Genomic DNA, 16,029 nt, shown 5'->3' on the forward strand with positions numbered 1-16,029 from the left:
TTACTTAGGAGGCCGACCCGTTGCCTGTGCCGCCGGACCAGAGTCCTTCCAACTCCTCGATCACCGGGCGCACAGAGTTTGCCCACGCAATCGCGTCGGGCTTGTTCTGGCGGGGGTGGTCAACACACCAGCGGAATACGGACAAAGCAAACTGAACAGCACGCCGAGCGTTCTCGGTGGAGTACGACACGTATTCTGAAGACGTATTGGCGCCAATAGGATGAGGCGCAAGTGGCTTGGCTTCCTCCGGTGCATGCGCTGCGAAGTCGCGCAGCTCGAATAGCCAACTGAAGTCAGCAACCCAGCTGCTATTTACTGGCCCAGTGTCGAATACAATTTTCAGGGCTTCGCGAATCTTCCCGTGACGTTTTGTGCCCTTGTTCTTCCACCCTTGACGCACGTCGTCAGGGATCCCCGTCGAGCCGTACAGTGCATCGAGGGCGTGCGCTGAGGCGGCGATTGCCACAATGGAGGCTTGAAACTCTGCGTTGAGTACCGTCGAGTAGTTCTCACCCGCGTCGCGGAGGATTTCCATTTTCGTCCGCTCCGCCTGGGATTTAAGAGCCTGATCAATCCCAATGTGAAGCCATGACATCCATAGATGCACGGTAGCGAGAATGGCCGTTTCGCTATGGGTGGCCGCCGCAGTGGCGGCCTCCACCTGATGCGTGATCGCTGTCTGACCGCATTCGGGGCATGGATGTGCCGAAGCGGCCTGGAGGTCAATGTTCGTGTATTTGTGGCCACAGTTCGAACAGGTAGCTGACACAGTCGCATTGTAGGGTGGTAATGCGAGGCTCGCACGAGGACGGCGCGACGTCGACTTTGTCGATGTGCGAAACCTGGGCGAACACGGCATGGTCGGGATTAGCCGTCGATGGAGCTGGGGCTCGGTCCTGACGCGGTCGACGTCGCCCCGGAGGTCCGCTGGGTGCACGCGGTGCCGACAGACCCTGACGTCCCCGAGGATCCCGGTCCGCGGACCCTGTGCGGACTCGACACGGGCGCGATGCGGCACGAGTATTACCGGCCGACGGGTGCCGGGCAGCCCTGTACCCGCCGCGTCTTCAGAACAGCCATGCTGCCAATGACGTATCGGAACCTCTCGGATGCGCTACGTGATGCCGGTCCGAGGTTCTGTGTGGGGCGAGACATGGCGGTGCTAGTGCGGGACTGCCTAGTATGGAAGGTGGATAAGGCCTCAGTACGGCGTCTGTTAGGCGGGTGGTCTCTGTGCCTGACTTAATCTTCGTCAGCCATTCAACCAAGGATCGTCCGCTTGCGCGAGCCTTGGGTGACTTCCTTGTTGATGTGGGACTTCCTGAGGAAGAATTCTTTTGTAGCTCCTATGGGCGGCGCATCGGGTCCGGGGAGAATGACATCGATGCAATATTCAGCTACATGGACAGGATGCGCGTGATCATAGAGCTCATTACGAGGTCATTCCTCAAAAGCGAGCGCTGCCTGATAGAGGTTGGGTATGCGGGTGCACGGCAACGGCTTTCGGTGGCGAACCCACAGCTCTTCCCCTCGGTGAAATTCATTCCAGTGGTTGTGCCCCCGGTTACATGGGAACATGTGAACGATAAACTACACAGATATCAAGGTCACCGATTCGAATCGACGGCAAGGTATCGAGAGTTCGCCAAGGAGCTCCAGGGTATCTTGCACGGGCTCGGACAGGAGATTGACAATGCGAGATGGGCAGATGCGTCGACTTCATTTGTCAGGCGGTGTGCGGAAGTAATTCCCGAGCTGCCGAAGCGCTAACTAGGGGGCGCCCGCGCATCAATCTTGCCCTGACTCGTCCGCAGGGATGGTCCGGATGGTCACCTGTCGGATGTGCGTGCGTCCGCGCGCACACGTGGATCTTGCGGCTCTCGCTGGGACCCCAATGGCCCGACGGCGGGCCCGCATCCACCCCTCTGTGCTTCGTGATGGAGCCGTTGGCGAACGACTAGCGCTAGTGGGGCCGCGCCGTCTCCCATGCCTGCGGAGCGGCTTGCCGCGCCTGCCTCTGCTCAGCATCGCCGGCCTATTACCGGGGCAGGAACCAGACCAACAGCATCACGGCAGCGATGGCAGCCAGCGAGATGAAGGCGAAGGTGAGGGCTTTGTTGAGATCGTCAGCGGCTTTCTCTGCATAGTTGCGGCGGCTCTTATGCCACTCCCGTAGGTTCACGCCGTTCACGCGCACCAGCCTTGGCCAGCCGTAAGCTGCTCGGTACCCGAAGACGAGTGCCGTGGCGGCCGTCGCCAGGCCAGCCAATAGAGCAACGCCCACGGCCAACTTCCCCCACCACTCCATGCCAGCCAACGCGTCCTTTGCGGTGGCAATTCCCGCCAGCGAAAAGAGGCCATAGATCGCAGTTACCGCGCCAAGCCACTTCTCGGCTGCTTTTTGAACGCGGACGTCCTCTGTTGCCAGTGCGTCATTAAGTGCGGATGCCGCCGGCAGTAGGGTTAAATCCTCCTCCACTGCAACCTTATATGATCCATCCTGCTTGGTAAGTGCACATAGCCAATATCGACCGCAACCCGCTTTTACTCCAGACGGTTGTTGATGAATGGATCGGCAGTTGCAAATGACCTGCCAAACGATTTTCTGGGGAGGTTCCTGAGTGGTGCCACTCTCGGGAGTGCCGCCTTGCACTACCTGGTCAGCAACAGGGATTTCACATCCATGGTTACATGCAGGGCAGTCGCCGATTAAAGTCGGCAGGCGGTCGTTTATCCCGATCGGCGCCTTCCAATGAGCAATCTTGTCATTACTTGGCTGAATTAACTCGACGGCATAGGTGAGCGGAGTTGCCGTTCCCATTGCATTCTCCTATGATGAAAGTAGAAAGTTTGTAGACTGTTTAGTGCTTAGATCCATAGTCGCTCAGGTCATCTCGGGCCGCATCTTCAGCAAGCCCCGCTGTCAGGAGATCACCGCCATGTCTCAGCTTCAACCGCGACCGCAACCGCATCAGCATCAACCCTCGCTCGGGCCCCGGCGGCAGGAGCAAGAGCAGCAGGAGCAAGAGCGAGAGCAGCAACGGAGCCTGCGCCACCGGCCGTCGGCGTCTATGACGTCATCACCCTCAGCTATAACGCCACCTCCGGCAGTTGTTCGACCCGATGTAGGTGGGCCTGCTCCCGCGATCAACTTCTCGACCTTAGTTGGCCCAATGTCCGGCTTGGAAAGAGTCGTTGAAGCGTGGGAAGCGTGGGATCGGCTAATGTCTGCTGCAGGTTTGCCATCAACGGAGGTGCCTAGAATAATGTCGCTTCCTCGATTTGAGCAGCCATACCCGCGGAATATTCTCAGAGTTGCGGTGGTAAGGCACCCCCCCGGCCTCGGACCCGCTCTGGTCCGCCAGATTCGGGGCTTTTTGTTCCAGGATAGAATCATTAATGTCGCCATTGAGGAAGGATACTTCCTATCACCCGCAGTGCAGGCTGACGCCATCGGAGGACTGTCGGGTCAAGTTGAGCCGTGGTCCGTTCGCTGGAAAGCGGAACGCGCGGAAGCGCTCCGCCGTCGAATCTCCGTGCCACTTCGTGAAGACCTATTGGGGGCGAGCTCCGTTAAGGATTGGCCATGGCCTCGCAAGATCGCATTGATTGACACAGGGGATCAGGGTGCGATGAGCCAGATCGGATTCGACCTGGAGGGGGTCAAAGAAGAGGAGCCCAGTGACGACCTTGGTCATGGCACGGCGCTCGGCAGCCTAATTCGAATGGTCGCTCCTGAGGCTGGAATTGACAGCCTCCGAGTAATGCGTCGCGGAGAGCGGTTGGCTGAATCCTCGGTGCTGATTAATGCGGTTAATGCAGCCATCAATCAAGCTGGCCGCTACCATATCGTAACTATTGCATTCCGGGCGAGTATTTCGGCATCTGCATTAGGTCAGCGCGATGGCCTCAGTATGATCCTCGATCATACTCGCCTGGGTCGCCTCCCCAGTCCGGTCGTGGTGTGCGCGGCGGGTAATGATGGGCCACAGCAAAAGATGGATTATCCGGCTATCGTCCCTGGTGTTGTCGTTGCTACGGCGCTGGACTGGTTGGGTCGGGTTGCCAGTTACAACTGCGCACCTCCATCGGGTGTGGACGTATGTGCTGTGAGCGCCCCCGGGGGTGTCCCGGGGGACCCTCTTGGAACCCTAACCAGGGCGAGACGTACTGAGGAGCTATGGGGAAGTTCGTTTGCCGCTGCACTCATCAGTGCCGCATTGGCGTCCTGACTGCTGCTCGGCCGGTGCCCTGGGCCACGGCCGCGAACTTTTCGGCCGGCCGCGTCTGGCGACGCTCTCAAAGGGGAGAGAGTGTTGGTTGCTTCGGTAGAAGCATCGATGACCTGTGCGAGCGGCAGCGGCTGGCCTGTCCGGGCCGAGGCTCGTTCTCGGAAGGTCCAGCCGATTTGCTGGCTACTCGTCCACGCTGGCAGCACGCGTGAAGCCACGTCGTCGCTGGCCGTGTCGGCCGACCTCCGCTCCGTGTGTCATGGCGGACGTGGCGCTCAAGGTACCCTGGGTGTGCTGAGTGGGCGTCAGATCAGCATCTACACAGGTCAGAGTAGAACCACCAGTGTCCAGGATCCTCAGGCGTCCTTGAAGACGTACTGCTCCTTGCGCAGGATCGGCCACTTGCTGAGCAGCGTCACCCCGCCGTCCTCCGGGGTGGTCGAGCTGTAGCTGCCGCTGGTGGCGTCCCAGCCGCTGGTCGAGCGGCCGACGACCGGGGTGTGGTACGGGTACGCGGCGGAGGCCTGCGAGGTGAGCAGGTCGGAGGCGGCGTTGTCGAAGGCCTCCTGGAGCACGACGACGTCGTGGCCCTGGAAGACGTCCGCGCCGGCGATGGCCCTGGCCCGGAGGTCCTGGCCCCAGTTGGGGTACAGGTTCTTGCTCATCAGGAAGACGTTGTAGGTCAGCACCTTGAGCGCGGGCACCGTGCCGGCCGGGGCGGCGGGGGCCGCCGAGGCGGCGGGGGCGGCGGCGAGCGGCGCCACCAGGGCGGCGGCTACGGCACAGGCGGCGGCCAGGCGCGAGCCGCGGCGAAGCGTGGTGGGAGTTGGCATGCCCGCAGTGAACGCGCCCGCGGCCACGCCCGGCAAGACGCTGGACGATAACCATATGAACTCATTGGTAACTTAAAGCTGTCTGGCCAACTCGTCCTTCGGCGAACGGACTTGCCTGGACAACTGGCTCGGCCACCACATGTGCCGGTCCAGGTCCATGGTGAGCGCGGTGACCAGGACCGACCGCACCACCAGGGTGTCCAGCAGCACGCCGAGCGCCACCGCGAAGCCGATCTCGGCGAATCCGACCACCGGCAGGGTGCCGAGCACGGCGAAGGTGCTCGCCAGGATCAGGCCGGCCGAGGTGATCACCCCGCCGGTCGCGGCCAGCCCGGCCACCGCCCCCTGCCGGGTGCCGTGTTGCAGGGACTCCTCCCGCACCCGGGTCATCAGGAAGATGTTGTAGTCGATGCCGAGCGCGACCAGGAAGACGAAGACGAACAGCGGGAACGCGTTGTCCGTGCCCTCGAAGTGGAAGACGTGCTCGAAGAAGAACGCGCTGATCCCGAGCGTCGCCGCGTACGACAGGACCACGGTGGCGACCAGCACCAGCGGCGCGGTGATCGCGCGCAGCAGCAGGGCCAGGATCACCAGCACCACGCCGAGCACCAGCGGGATGATCGTCCGGTTGTCGTTCGTCGCGGCCCGGCCGGCGTCCAGGATCACCGCCGTGGAGCCGCCCACCTTGGCGTCGGCGCCCGGCACGGCGTGGACGGCGTCCCGCACCCGGTCCACGGTGTCCTTGGCGGCCTGACTGTCCGGCGGGTCGGCCAGCGTGGCCTGGAACAACGCCTCCCCCTCGTGCACGGTCGGCACGGAGGTCGAGGCCACCCCGGGCGTCGACTGCGCCACCGCCCGGACGGCCTCGGCGCCGCCCGCCGTGCTGATCACGGTCAGTGGCGCACCCGTCCCGCCGGGGAAGTGCTGCTCCAGCACCTGCTGGCCGACCACCGAGTCCGGCTTGCCGGTGAAGGTGCCGGCCGTGGACAGGCCGTTGGCGTTCAGCGAGACCAGCCCGACGCAGCAGGCCGCCAGGGCGAGCGTGGTGCCGATCCAGACCTTCCGCGGACGGCGGCCGATCCACGCCCCGACGTGCGCCCAGCGGCCGGTCCGGGTCGGCTCCGGCGTGCCGAAGGCCGGCTTGACCGGCCAGAACACCCAGCGGCCGACGACCACCAGCAGGGCCGGCAGCAGCGTCAGCATCGCGGCCAGCGCCACCAGGACGCCGATCGCGCAGACCGGGCCGAGGCCGCTGGTGGAGTTCATCTCGGCGACCAGCAGGCACAGCATCGAGGCGACCACCGTGGCCGAGGAGGCCAGGATGGCGGGCCCGGCCCGGTGCAGGGCGAACGCCATCGCCTCGTGCCGGTCCTCGTGCCGGCGCAGCTCCTCGCGGTAACGGGCGGTGAGCAGCAGCGCGTAGTCGGTGCCCGCGCCCAGCACCAGCACGATCAGGATGCCGGCGCTCTGCGCGTTGACGGTCAGTCCGGCATGGTCGGCCAGCAGGTAGATGACGGCCTGGGCGACCACCAGGGCCCCGGCCGAGGAGAGCAGCGGCAGCGCCCAGAGCACCGGGCTGCGGTAGGTGAGCAGCAGCAGGATGATCACCACGCTGATGGTGGCGGAGAGCAGGGTGCTGTCGATGCCGGCGAAGGCCTCGGCCTGGTCGGCACCGATCCCGGCCGGACCGGTGACGTGGGTGGCCATGCCCTGGCTGTTCTCGGCGGCGGTCGCGCGCATGCTGTCCACCGCCGGGCGCAGGTCCTGCCAGCCCCCGGTGCCGATGTCCACCGGCACGATGGTCTGCATGGCCTGGCCGTCGCCGGAGAGCACCGGCCCGGTGATCCGGCCCACCACGTGCGGGGCGTCGGCGAACGCGGCGGCGTCCCGGGCCGCCTCGACGCGGTCGGCCGGGGTGATCCCGCCGGCGCGCTGGTAGACCACCACGGCCTGGGCGGTGTCCACCGGCTGGAACGCGCGCTGCTCGTTCAGCACCTGGGTGGACTCGGCGTTCCCGGGCAGCCAACTGGAGGCCTGGTTGTCCTCGGCGTCGGCGAGTTTGCCGGCGAGCGGTCCCGCCACCAGCAGCAGCACCAGCCAGAGGCCCAGTACCACCCACTTGCTTCGGCGGCCGCAGGGAAGCGTCGCCAGTCGCCGGGTCGGGCTCATCGCAAACCCCCAGGGGTCTGGGACAACACTCGTTCCAGCCTGCCACCGCCCGGCCGACCCGGCAGCCCGGGGCGTTGTCGGCGGGAACGGCCACGGACTACACCGGCACGGCCGCCCGTTCCCGCAGCTCCTTCAGAACGGCGATGTCCATCGCGTGCCCGGTGCCGTCGCCGCCGTGCTTGCGGTCCGGCGTCTCGACGATCAGCGGGACGCCGGCCGTCTCCGGGTGCTCGAACAACTCGCGGAACGGCTCCGCGCCGATGTGCCCCGCGCCGATGTTGGCGTGCCGGTCCTTGCGGGCGCCGACCGTGTCCTCCGAGTCGTTGGCGTGGATCAGCCGCAGTCGGCCCGGCCCGGCGGCCGCCACCAGCGCGTCCAGCGCCTCCCGGACGCCGCCCGGGGCCGCCAGGTCGTGGCCGGCCGCGAAGGCGTGGCAGGTGTCCAGGCAGACCCCGACCTTGGGGTGGCCGTCCAGCGCTTCCACGTACGCGGCGAGGTCCTCCATCCGCGAGCAGAGCGAGCTGCCCTGGCCGGCGGTCGGCTCCAGCAGCAGCCACGGCGCGTCCTCGCCGAGCGCGTCCAGCTCGTCCAGCAGCGGCCGGACGTCCGCGCGGACCTGCGCCATCGCCTCGGCCCGCCGGGAGCCGCCGCCCGGCGCGGTGCCGACGGCCGAACCGGTGTGCAGCACCACGCCCAGCGCGCCGATCGCGTGGCCGCGCAGCAGCGAGTGGCGCAGCGAGGCGGCCGAGCGCTCGCGGGTCGCCGCGCCGTCCGAGCCGAAGTTGATCAGGTACGGGGCGTGCACGTACGCCGGGATGCCCTGCTCGACGCAGGCGGCGCGGAACTCCTCGTCCTGCGCCGGGTTGCCCGGGGGAGTGGCCCAGCCGCGGGGGTTGGCCACGAAGACCTGGACCGCCTCGGCGCCCACCCGCCGGGCGTACGCCAGCCCCGTCCCGGCCAGTCCGCGGGCGGCCACCGGCACATGGGCCCCCACCGGGTTGCGGGTGACGGCGAGCGGCGGTACGGGCGGCAGGACGGCGGCGGTGTTCATGGTCCCGAGCATGCCACGCGCCCCGCACGCCCCGGCGCACAGGCGCCCACGCCCGGCGGGCGTGCACGAAAGGATCGGTTGGAGAAAGGTTCCTTCGTCATCGATCGAGTGAATTCGAGGCTCGAACACTCGACCGGCCGCGCCCGCCTCATCCACCATCCGTGCCAAGCCGGCAACGATCCGTGGCGGATGCCCGTGACCACCACCGCACCGGCGAGGCCGACACCACCGAGGCCCACACCACCGAGGCCGACGCCTTCGAGCCCGGACCCGTCGAGACGGGTCGACCCGCGCGCCGCGCACCTCGTGCGGGACCGGTTCGCCGCCTTCTCCCGGACCGGCGAGCGCGCCCCGCCGGCCCGCGGTGCCGGCGCCATCCCCGGCGTCGAACCGGTCCGGATCACCACCCGCTACGAGGACGTCCGCGCCGTCCTGGGCGACCCGCGCTTCGTCAACGATGCCGCCCACGTGCCCGGCTCCGCCCCCGCCCACCGCACCGAGCAGGTCCGGCGGGCCCGCGGCCTGCCGCCCGAGGGCGAGAAGTACCCGCGCGCGGGCGTCTTCGACGCGGACAGCGCCGAGCCCCGCCGGCTCCGAGGCCTGGTCCACCCCATCTTCACGGCGGGTACGGTCGCCCGGCTGCGCCCCCCGATCGGGCGGCTCGCCGAGGAGCACGCCCGCGCCCTGCGCGAGCACGCCGACGCGGACGGCGTGGTCGACCTGATCGCCCACTTCGGGTACCCGCTGCCGGTCACCGTCATCGGCGAGCTGCTCGGCATCCCCGAGCCGGACCGGCCGCAGTGGCGCACCGGGAGCTCCTCCCTCGGCCGCTGCGCCGGCCCCGGGCCGGACGACGCGCTGCGCGCCGTGGTCGCCGCCGCCGGGGAGCTGATCGACCGCCGCGCCGAGCCCGGGGACGACCTCGTCTCCCGGCTCGCCGCCGCCGAGGGCGACGCGCCGGACCGCGTCGAGACGGCCTCGCTGAGACTCAACCTCGTCGTGGCCGGCCACGAGACCACCGCCGCCCTGATCGGCAACGGGACGGCCGCCCTGCGCGGCCACCCCGAGCAGCGCGCCCGGCTGCGCGCCGAGCCGGCCCTGCTGCCCGCCGCCGTCGACGAGTTGACGCACTGGTGCGGCCCGACGCTCGGCACGCTGCCGCGCCACGCGACCGGGGACGTCGTGCTCGCCGGGACGCTCAGCCGCACCGGTGAGGCGGTGGTGCCGATCCCCGCCGGCGCCGATCACGACCCCCGGGTGTCCACCGAGCCCGAGCGGCCCGACGTCCGCCGGGCGACCGAGCCGCACCACGGTGTCCACCTGGACTCCGGGTACGGCGCCCACCGCCGCACCGGGGCCGCACTCGCGCGCGAGGAGGCCGTCGTCGTCGCCTTCGGCACGGTGCTGCGCGGTACGCCGGCCTCCGGCTCGCCGTGGCCCGGGAGGAGACCGAGTGCGGACCGAAGCCGGTTGCCCGGCACCTCGCCGCGCTCCCGGTCCGCCTCGGAGACCACTTGACGCGCCGGTGCTGCTGAGCCTGCCGTATCGCTGACGCCCCGTAGCCCTGACGCCGTGCCAGGAGCCGCCGCCATCTGATCCCGCGGCGTGCCCGGCCCGCCCACGCCCGCCCGCGCCCCCGACCTGCCGGGGCGTCGGAGACCCGGCCACCCGTCGACCCGTCCCGTCCCCCCGCCCCGCCGGCCCGGCCTCACGCGCCCGGCCGACGCCCCGTCAGTCCGGCAGCCCAGCCCTGGTGGCGGGCTCACCCGTGCGCCCATAGCGTCGATTCGGCCGATCCCCACCGGTCGTCCTCTCCCGCACACACCGCGTCACCACCGCGCCGGCGTCCCGCGAGCGCGCCAGAAAGCAGGTCACCACTCATGCCCACGCGACGGGTCCACCACCTGGCCGCGGCCACCGCTGCCGCCACGACCGCCCTCACCACCGTCCTGGCCACCCTGGCCGCCGCACCCGCGGCCCACGCCGCCGGCCTGCACCTCGTCCACCCGGGCGAATCGATTCAGCAGGCCGTCGACGCGGCCCGCCCCGGAGACACCGTCCAGCTGATGCCGGGCACCTACTACGGCAGCGTCCGGATCACCACGCCCGGCCTCACCCTGCGCGGCATCGGCTCGCACAGCGTGATCGCCCCGGGGAACCAGACCGACGGCACCGTCGGCGACGCCGTCTGTGCCGCCGCCGGCCACGGCCTCTGCGTCGTCGGCACCGACGACCACCCGCTCGACGGCGTCACCGTCGAGGCCCTGACCGTCACCGGCTTCCGGAAGAACGGCATCAACGCCGGCTCGACCACCGGCATGACCGTGCGCGCGACCCACGTCCACGACAACGGCCAGCAGGGCATCAGCCAGGAGAAGTCGACCCGCGCCGTCCTCGTCGGCAACGAGTCGGCCCGCAACGGCCAGTCCGGCATCTTCCTCGCCAACAGCGTGGCCAACGAGGGCGGCGCCATCGACACCGAGGGCACGCTGGTCAGCGGCAACCGGCTCTCCGAGAACCGGATCGGCGTCACCGTCCGCCGCCTGCGCGACCTGAACATCGAGCAGAACGAGATCCGCGGCAACTGCGGCGGCGTCTTCATCGTCGGTGACGAGGGCGTGCCCCGGGCCGGTGCGCTGAGCGTCGCCCGCAACCGGGTCATCGCCAACAACAAGTACTGCCCGCCCAACCCGCGGCTCGACTACATCCAGGGCACCGGGATCCTGCTCACCGGCGCCGAGGACACCGCGGTGACGGACAACCAGGTCCGCGACAACGTCGGCGCCTCCCCGATGTCCGGCGGCATCGTGCTCTTCCGCAGCCTCGTCGGCTCGCCGAACGCCCGGAACACCATCACCGGCAACCACGCCGTCGGCAACGGCCCGGCCGACCTGGTCGACGCCGACACCGGCACCACCAACTCCTTCGCCCGCAACCACTGCGCGGTCTCCAGGCCGGCCGGCCACTGCTGATCCCCACCCGGCCCCCGCGCCACGGCCCCGTGCCCGATGCCCCGGGCCGGGCCCGGCCTGAACCAAGCCCCCGTCACCCCTCCCACCTGCAGAAAGACGGCACATGACCACCGCACCCGCCACCAACCCGCAGGCCGCGATGCGCCTGCGGGAGCTCGTCTTCGGCGCCGCCTGCGCCGCCGCCGTCCGCGCGGCCGCCCGGCTCGGCGTCGCCGACGCGCTCGGCGACACCCCGACCACCGTCACCGACCTCGCGGCGGCGCTCGACACCGAGCCCAAGCCGCTGCGCCGCCTGCTGCGCGCGCTGACCTGCTACGGCGTCTTCCAGGAGACCGGCGAGGACCGCTTCGAGCACACCGAGATGTCCCGGCTGCTGCGCGAGGACGCCCCCAACAGCCTGCGCTACATCTCCCTCTGGTGCACCGAGCCGTGGACCTGGGAGGCCTGGCCCAAGCTGGACGAGGCCGTGCGCTCCGGCCGCAACGTGTTCCCCGAGCTGTTCGGCAAGGAGTTCTTCGACTACCTGCACAGCGACGCCGCCGACTCGGCCAAGGTCTTCGACAAGGCGATGACCACCTCCAGCCGGCAGTCCGCCGCCGACTTCGCCGCCTACCTCGACCTCACCGGCATCGACTCGGTGGTGGACATCGGCGGCGGCCAGGGCCACGTCCTGGCCAGCCTGCTGGAGAAGCACCCGGCGCTGCACGGCACCCTGCTCGACCTGCCCAAGGTGGTCGCCGGGGCCGACCCGCGGCTGCGCGAGGGCGGTGCCTTCTCGGCCCGGGCCCGGCTGGTGCCCGGCGACTGCCGGGTGGACATCCCGGTCCGCGCCGACCTCTACATCATCAAGAACATCCTGGAGTGGGACGACGGGAGCACCCGCCGCACCCTCGCCAACGTGGTGAAGGCGGCCCGCCCCGGCGCCCGCGTCGTGGTGGTGGAGAACCTGGTCGACGACAGCCCGTCGATGCGCTTCACCACCGCCATGGACCTGATGCTGATGCTCAACGTCGGCGGGGCCAAGCACTCCGAGGAGAGCATGGTGCGGCTGATGAAGGAGGCCGGCCTGGACGTCACCGAGGTCCGCCCGGTCAACCCCTACCTGCACGCCTTCGAGGCCACCGTGCGGGGCTGACCCCGGCCCGCCCGCACCACCTGCCCGCACCGCGACCGCCGGCCCTCGTCGAGGAGGCCGGCGGTCGTCGTGCGGGCGGAGGTCACGCCTTGTGCGAGGACTCCAGGTGCGCGAAGACCACCACGTTGTCGAGGTAGTCCCTGCGCTTCTTGTCGTAGGTGCCGCCGCAGGTGATCAGGCGCAACTGGGCGTCGGGCGTCTTCCCGTAGACCTTCTGGTCGGGGAAGGCGTCCTTGGGGAAGGTCTCCACCGAGTCCACCGTGAAGACGGCGACCGTGCCGTCGGCCCGCTGCACCTCGACCTTGTTGCCCGGCATCAGCAGGCTGAGCAGCAGGAAGACCGCCGCGCCCTTGGTGGTGTCCACGTGCCCGGCCACCACGGCACTGCCGCGCTCGCCGGGGGTGACTCCGTCGCGGTACCAGCCGACCAGGTTCTTGTTCTCCGGCGGCGGCGCGTTGAGCTGCCCGGCCGGGTTCAGGGTCAGCTCGGTGAACGGCGCGTCCACGCCGATCTGCGGGATCCGCAGCCGGGTCGGCTTGGACCGCTTCAGCGGGGGTGCGGCCGGTACGGCGGCGGCCTTGGCCGGCGCCTGGGCGGCCGCGGCCGTGGGGGAGGCGGGCGCGGCGCCGGGTGACGCGCTCGCGCTGGCCGCCGGGGGAGCGGCCTGGCCCGGCTCGGACCCGGCCGGGGCCCCGGGGTCCACCGAGTTGTAGATCAGCAGCAGACCGGCCGCCGCCGCGCCCATACCCGCGCGCAGCAGCCGGGACGTACCAGGGGCCAGACCGGCCATCAGTCCACTCCTTCACGGCGACGTGCCGCCCGCCCCCGCCGGGTGCGCCCCCGCGCGCCCCCGCCGTGGCCGGCACTGAGCGCGGCGGCCACGGCGGGGACGGGGAGGCGTGGGGCGGAGACGGGAGCGGCGACGCAGGTCAGATCGCGGCGCCGGCGGAGCGACGGCCCTTGCGCAGCGCGAACGCGCCGGCCCCGAGGCCGCCCAGCAGCAGGACGGCGCCGGAGGCGAGGCCGCCGCCGGACAGCGCGAGGCCGCCGCCGCCGGTGTGCACGCCGCCGTGCGGGGCCTTCTCCTCGGCCTTCTCCTCGGTCTTCCCCTCGGCCTTGCCGTCCTCGCCCGTGGAGGGGGCGGCCTTGTCCTGCTTCTCCTCCCAGGCCTTCTGGCCGTCCGCGGTGGTGGACTTCTCCTGCTTCTCCTGCCACGTGAGGTTCTTGTCCGAGCCGTCGGCGAAGGCGGCCGGCGCGCCGACGGTGAGGGCGGCGGCGACGACCGCCCCGGCGAGCAGCGTGCGTGCAGAGCGCATGATGATGATCCTTCCGGCGCGGAGCCGTGACCGCCGACACCATGTCGGGCAAGGGGACTCACGGCGGTGCGCCTGATCCACCGTCAACCACCCTCGCGGCCGCTGCCACCGGAGCGGGGCGGTGCCGGCGGGGGTGGTGCGCCCCTTCGGGTGGACTCGCGGGCGGGTTCACCCGAAGGGGCGCGGGGATCCGGGTGAACCGGGTGTCGGCCGCCTCCGCGGCGGATGTCAGGGCCTGTCCGGCGCGCTGTCCGGCGCGCTGTCCGGGAGCGGGAGCGACAGGTGCTGGTGCACCAGCACCCAGGAGCCGTCCCGCCGCTCGAACACCCGGGTGCCCCGCGACCACGTCTCGACCTGGCCGCCGTCCGTCCGCGGGGCGCGGACGTGCTCCAGGCCCCAGGTGACGGCGAGGTCCCCGGCGGTGCGGACGGTCAGGTCGGGGACGTCCCAGCGGACCGGCCCGGGCGAGGCGTCGAGGCCGCGTCGGCAGACCTCGCGCACCTCCGCACGGCCCCGGTACCCGAGCGGGCCGGCCTGCTCGTAGGAGACGACGTCCTCGGCGACGTGGGCCATCAGCCCGTCCAGGTCCTTCGCGGCGGTGTCCTCCGACCACTGCCGGTGGATCCCGCGCACCGCGCGCTCCGCCTCGGCGTTCCGGGCGGTGGCGTCGGTGGCGGTGTCGGGGAAGGAGTGGTGTTCGTGCGTGACCTCCCAGCGTCCGTCCGTCCGGCGCAGCCCGAGCGTGAGCCGGAGCCGGAGGGCCGGCTCCTCGGCGAGGTCCTGTGCCGTTCCGCACCGGAGCAGGGCGTGGGCGAACGCCACGTCCGTCCCGGCGGTGACGTCCAGCGACTCGATCGCGAACTCGGCGCCCTGGGCCTGCCAGGTGAAGAACAGCGGCCAGGTCGCCCGGTAGGCGTCGATCCCGCGGACGCCCTGGAACGGGGGCGTGACGTCGAACATCACGATGTCGTCGCTGTGGTCGCGCAGCACGCCCGCCATGTCGCCGCGGTGCACGGCCTCGGCCCACCGCTCGACCAGGGTGCGGATCTGCTGTTCGTCGGTGCTGGGTACGTCTTCGGACGGCATGGGCCGATGGTCGCACCGCCACCGGACCTCCGGCCGGGAGGCGCGCGGCGGTCGGCCGGCGGGCCGGTCCGGGCGGCCCGGGGAGTGCTCCGCCGCTGATCGGGACCCCGGGGAACCGGATGCCGCCGGCCGCGTCTATGTTGATGGTCCACTGACACGAGAGGGAGCGGGCGATGGGCACGGTCGGTCGGAAGGTTGCCGCGGCGGCGGCGACGGGGGTTCTGCTGGGCGTGCTGGCGGCCTGCGGGTCCGGGGGGTCGAAGGCCGCCCACGACACGGCGGCGGGCGGCGCGAGCACGGCCGCGAGCACGGCCGCGAGCACGGCCGCGGGCGCGGCCGGGGGAGCGGCCACGACCGCCCCCGCGAGCCCCGGGGCGAGCCCGGCGGGCGGCGCCGCGTCCGGCGGCTCCGGCGCGGCGGCCGGGACGGCGGGAACGGCCGCTCCCGGAACGCCGGCCCCCGGTGGCGGCGCCGGCACGGGTGGCGGGGCCGCGCAGCCGGCCGGGGCGGACTCCGACACGCTGCTGCTGGACGACAAGCTCCTGCTCCAGCTGCTTCCGGACCAGAAGGCGATGACCGGCTGGGAGGAGGAGAAGCGCAAGGTCGACACCGCCGACCACGCCACCACCTGCACCGGCGCCGGCTCGTGCAGCGGCAAGCCGCTCAGCGGCACCGCCCGGTTCGCCTCCGGCGAGGTCACGGTGCGCTTCGCGGTGGACACCCTGCCGAGCAAGGCGGCCGCCAAGGACCGTCTCACCGAGGCGTACGCGGCGTACGGCGACGGCAGCAAGTACCGCACCGTCGACGTGGCCGCGCTGGGCACCGAGAGCCGTGCCTTCCAGGGCCAGCTGGCCGGCCGGGACGGCGTCAGCATCGTGCTGCGCTCCGGCACGGTGGTCGCCACGGTGACCACCGAGGGCGGCCCGGCCGACCCGGCGGCCACCCGGCGGCTCGCCGCGATGCTGGTCCAGCGGGTCGAGCAGGCCCAGGCGGGCCGCACCCCGGACGCCGTCCTCGGCGCGGCCTGAGCCACGACCTGACGGACGGCCCGAGCCACGGCCTGCCGGACGGCCCGCGGCAGGGCCCGAGCCACGGCCCGGCGGACGGCCCGCCCGCACCGGGAGGCCGGCCCGGGCACCCCGCCATCCCGCCAGCCCGCCACCCCGGCAGCCCGCCAGCCGGCCCCCCGGCGAACCCGCGCACCCGCGCCGGTGCCCCGCAGGAACGTCCTGCGG

The 16,029-nt window shown here is 70.7% G+C and carries 12 protein-coding genes and 2 pseudogenes; 5 read left to right on the forward strand and 9 right to left on the reverse strand.

All coding sequences use genetic code 11. The features are described from left to right. Positions 1-4 precede the first annotated feature (4 nt). Both ACFVHB_RS20270 and ACFVHB_RS20275 read right to left on the reverse strand, forming a co-directional pair. The gene (locus ACFVHB_RS20270; RefSeq protein WP_380323728.1) at positions 5-661 is read right to left on the reverse strand and encodes a hypothetical protein; all 657 of its coding nucleotides are present in this window, start codon (positions 659-661) and stop codon (positions 5-7) included. Between the two features lie 1,377 nt (positions 662-2,038). Next, a complete protein-coding gene (locus ACFVHB_RS20275; protein WP_380323731.1) occupies positions 2,039-2,821 on the reverse strand; it encodes a hypothetical protein in 783 nt (260 codons plus the stop codon). A gap of 811 nt (positions 2,822-3,632) precedes the next feature. Between ACFVHB_RS20275 and ACFVHB_RS20280 the strand changes: the two genes are divergently transcribed. Then, positions 3,633-4,232: a S8 family serine peptidase gene (locus ACFVHB_RS20280; RefSeq protein WP_380323734.1), complete on the forward strand. Its 600-nt coding sequence runs from the start codon at positions 3,633-3,635 to the stop codon at positions 4,230-4,232. A 359-nt stretch (positions 4,233-4,591) separates the two neighbouring features. On the opposite strand, the pseudogene ACFVHB_RS20285 reads toward ACFVHB_RS20280, so the two are convergent. From ACFVHB_RS20285 to ACFVHB_RS20295, 3 genes and pseudogenes are all read right to left on the reverse strand, one after another. After that, a pseudogene (locus ACFVHB_RS20285) lies at positions 4,592-5,065 on the reverse strand (endonuclease/exonuclease/phosphatase family protein); the annotation flags it as partial. 72 nt (positions 5,066-5,137) lie between these two features. Continuing rightward, positions 5,138-7,234, reverse strand: coding sequence for an MMPL family transporter (locus tag ACFVHB_RS20290; protein WP_380323737.1), 2,097 nt, complete (start codon positions 7,232-7,234; stop codon positions 5,138-5,140). Between the two features lie 97 nt (positions 7,235-7,331). Continuing rightward, complete coding sequence (locus ACFVHB_RS20295; protein ID WP_380323740.1) at positions 7,332-8,285, reverse strand: deoxyribonuclease IV; 954 nt, start codon at positions 8,283-8,285, stop codon at positions 7,332-7,334. Between the two features lie 306 nt (positions 8,286-8,591). Between ACFVHB_RS20295 and ACFVHB_RS20300 the strand changes: the two genes are divergently transcribed. From ACFVHB_RS20300 to ACFVHB_RS20310, 3 genes are all read left to right on the forward strand, one after another. Beyond that, complete coding sequence (locus tag ACFVHB_RS20300; protein WP_380323743.1) at positions 8,592-9,803, forward strand: cytochrome P450; 1,212 nt, start codon at positions 8,592-8,594, stop codon at positions 9,801-9,803. Between the two features lie 362 nt (positions 9,804-10,165). Continuing rightward, positions 10,166-11,257 (forward strand): nitrous oxide reductase family maturation protein NosD, encoded by a 1,092-nt coding sequence (locus ACFVHB_RS20305; RefSeq protein ID WP_380323746.1) that lies wholly within the window; start codon positions 10,166-10,168, stop codon positions 11,255-11,257. Positions 11,258-11,360: 103 nt separating this feature from the next. Continuing rightward, positions 11,361-12,392: a methyltransferase gene (locus ACFVHB_RS20310; protein WP_380323749.1), complete on the forward strand. Its 1,032-nt coding sequence runs from the start codon at positions 11,361-11,363 to the stop codon at positions 12,390-12,392. Positions 12,393-12,474: 82 nt separating this feature from the next. On the opposite strand, the gene ACFVHB_RS20315 is transcribed toward ACFVHB_RS20310, so the two are convergent. From ACFVHB_RS20315 to ACFVHB_RS20330, 4 genes and pseudogenes are all read right to left on the reverse strand, one after another. Next, complete coding sequence (locus ACFVHB_RS20315) at positions 12,475-13,182, reverse strand: class F sortase (RefSeq protein ID WP_380323752.1); 708 nt, start codon at positions 13,180-13,182, stop codon at positions 12,475-12,477. Between the two features lie 139 nt (positions 13,183-13,321). Beyond that, positions 13,322-13,708 carry a hypothetical protein gene (locus ACFVHB_RS20320; protein WP_380323755.1) on the reverse strand — a complete coding sequence of 129 codons (387 nt, stop codon included), beginning with the start codon at positions 13,706-13,708 and terminating at the stop codon, positions 13,322-13,324. A gap of 228 nt (positions 13,709-13,936) precedes the next feature. Further along, on the reverse strand, positions 13,937-14,281 hold the full coding sequence (locus tag ACFVHB_RS20325) for a YybH family protein (RefSeq protein ID WP_380323769.1): 345 nt from the start codon (positions 14,279-14,281) through the stop codon (positions 13,937-13,939). A 93-nt stretch (positions 14,282-14,374) separates the two neighbouring features. Beyond that, positions 14,375-14,794: pseudogene (locus tag ACFVHB_RS20330) on the reverse strand (YybH family protein); the annotation flags it as partial. Between the two features lie 173 nt (positions 14,795-14,967). On the opposite strand from ACFVHB_RS20330, the gene ACFVHB_RS20335 reads away from it, so the two are divergent. Then, positions 14,968-15,822, forward strand: coding sequence for a hypothetical protein (locus ACFVHB_RS20335; RefSeq protein WP_380323757.1), 855 nt, complete (start codon positions 14,968-14,970; stop codon positions 15,820-15,822). The last annotated feature ends 207 nt before the right edge of the window (positions 15,823-16,029 follow it).

Source organism: Kitasatospora sp. NPDC127111 (genome assembly GCF_042677465.1).
Classification (GTDB): domain Bacteria; phylum Actinomycetota; class Actinomycetes; order Streptomycetales; family Streptomycetaceae; genus Kitasatospora.

What these genes read in the sequence shown, in the direction of transcription:
- ACFVHB_RS20275 (WP_380323731.1), bottom strand. Translation starts at nt 2,821, where the DNA reads ATGGGAACGGCAACTCCGCTCACCTATGCCGTCGAGTTAATTCAGCCA.
- ACFVHB_RS20280 (WP_380323734.1), top strand. Translation starts at nt 3,633, where the DNA reads ATGAGCCAGATCGGATTCGACCTGGAGGGGGTCAAAGAAGAGGAGCCC.
- ACFVHB_RS20290 (WP_380323737.1), bottom strand. Translation starts at nt 7,234, where the DNA reads ATGAGCCCGACCCGGCGACTGGCGACGCTTCCCTGCGGCCGCCGAAGC.
- ACFVHB_RS20295 (WP_380323740.1), bottom strand. Translation starts at nt 8,285, where the DNA reads ATGAACACCGCCGCCGTCCTGCCGCCCGTACCGCCGCTCGCCGTCACC.
- ACFVHB_RS20305 (WP_380323746.1), top strand. Translation starts at nt 10,166, where the DNA reads ATGCCCACGCGACGGGTCCACCACCTGGCCGCGGCCACCGCTGCCGCC.
- ACFVHB_RS20310 (WP_380323749.1), top strand. Translation starts at nt 11,361, where the DNA reads ATGACCACCGCACCCGCCACCAACCCGCAGGCCGCGATGCGCCTGCGG.
- ACFVHB_RS20315 (WP_380323752.1), bottom strand. Translation starts at nt 13,182, where the DNA reads ATGGCCGGTCTGGCCCCTGGTACGTCCCGGCTGCTGCGCGCGGGTATG.
- ACFVHB_RS20320 (WP_380323755.1), bottom strand. Translation starts at nt 13,708, where the DNA reads ATGCGCTCTGCACGCACGCTGCTCGCCGGGGCGGTCGTCGCCGCCGCC.
- ACFVHB_RS20325 (WP_380323769.1), bottom strand. Translation starts at nt 14,281, where the DNA reads ATGGCCCACGTCGCCGAGGACGTCGTCTCCTACGAGCAGGCCGGCCCG.
- ACFVHB_RS20335 (WP_380323757.1), top strand. Translation starts at nt 14,968, where the DNA reads ATGGGCACGGTCGGTCGGAAGGTTGCCGCGGCGGCGGCGACGGGGGTT.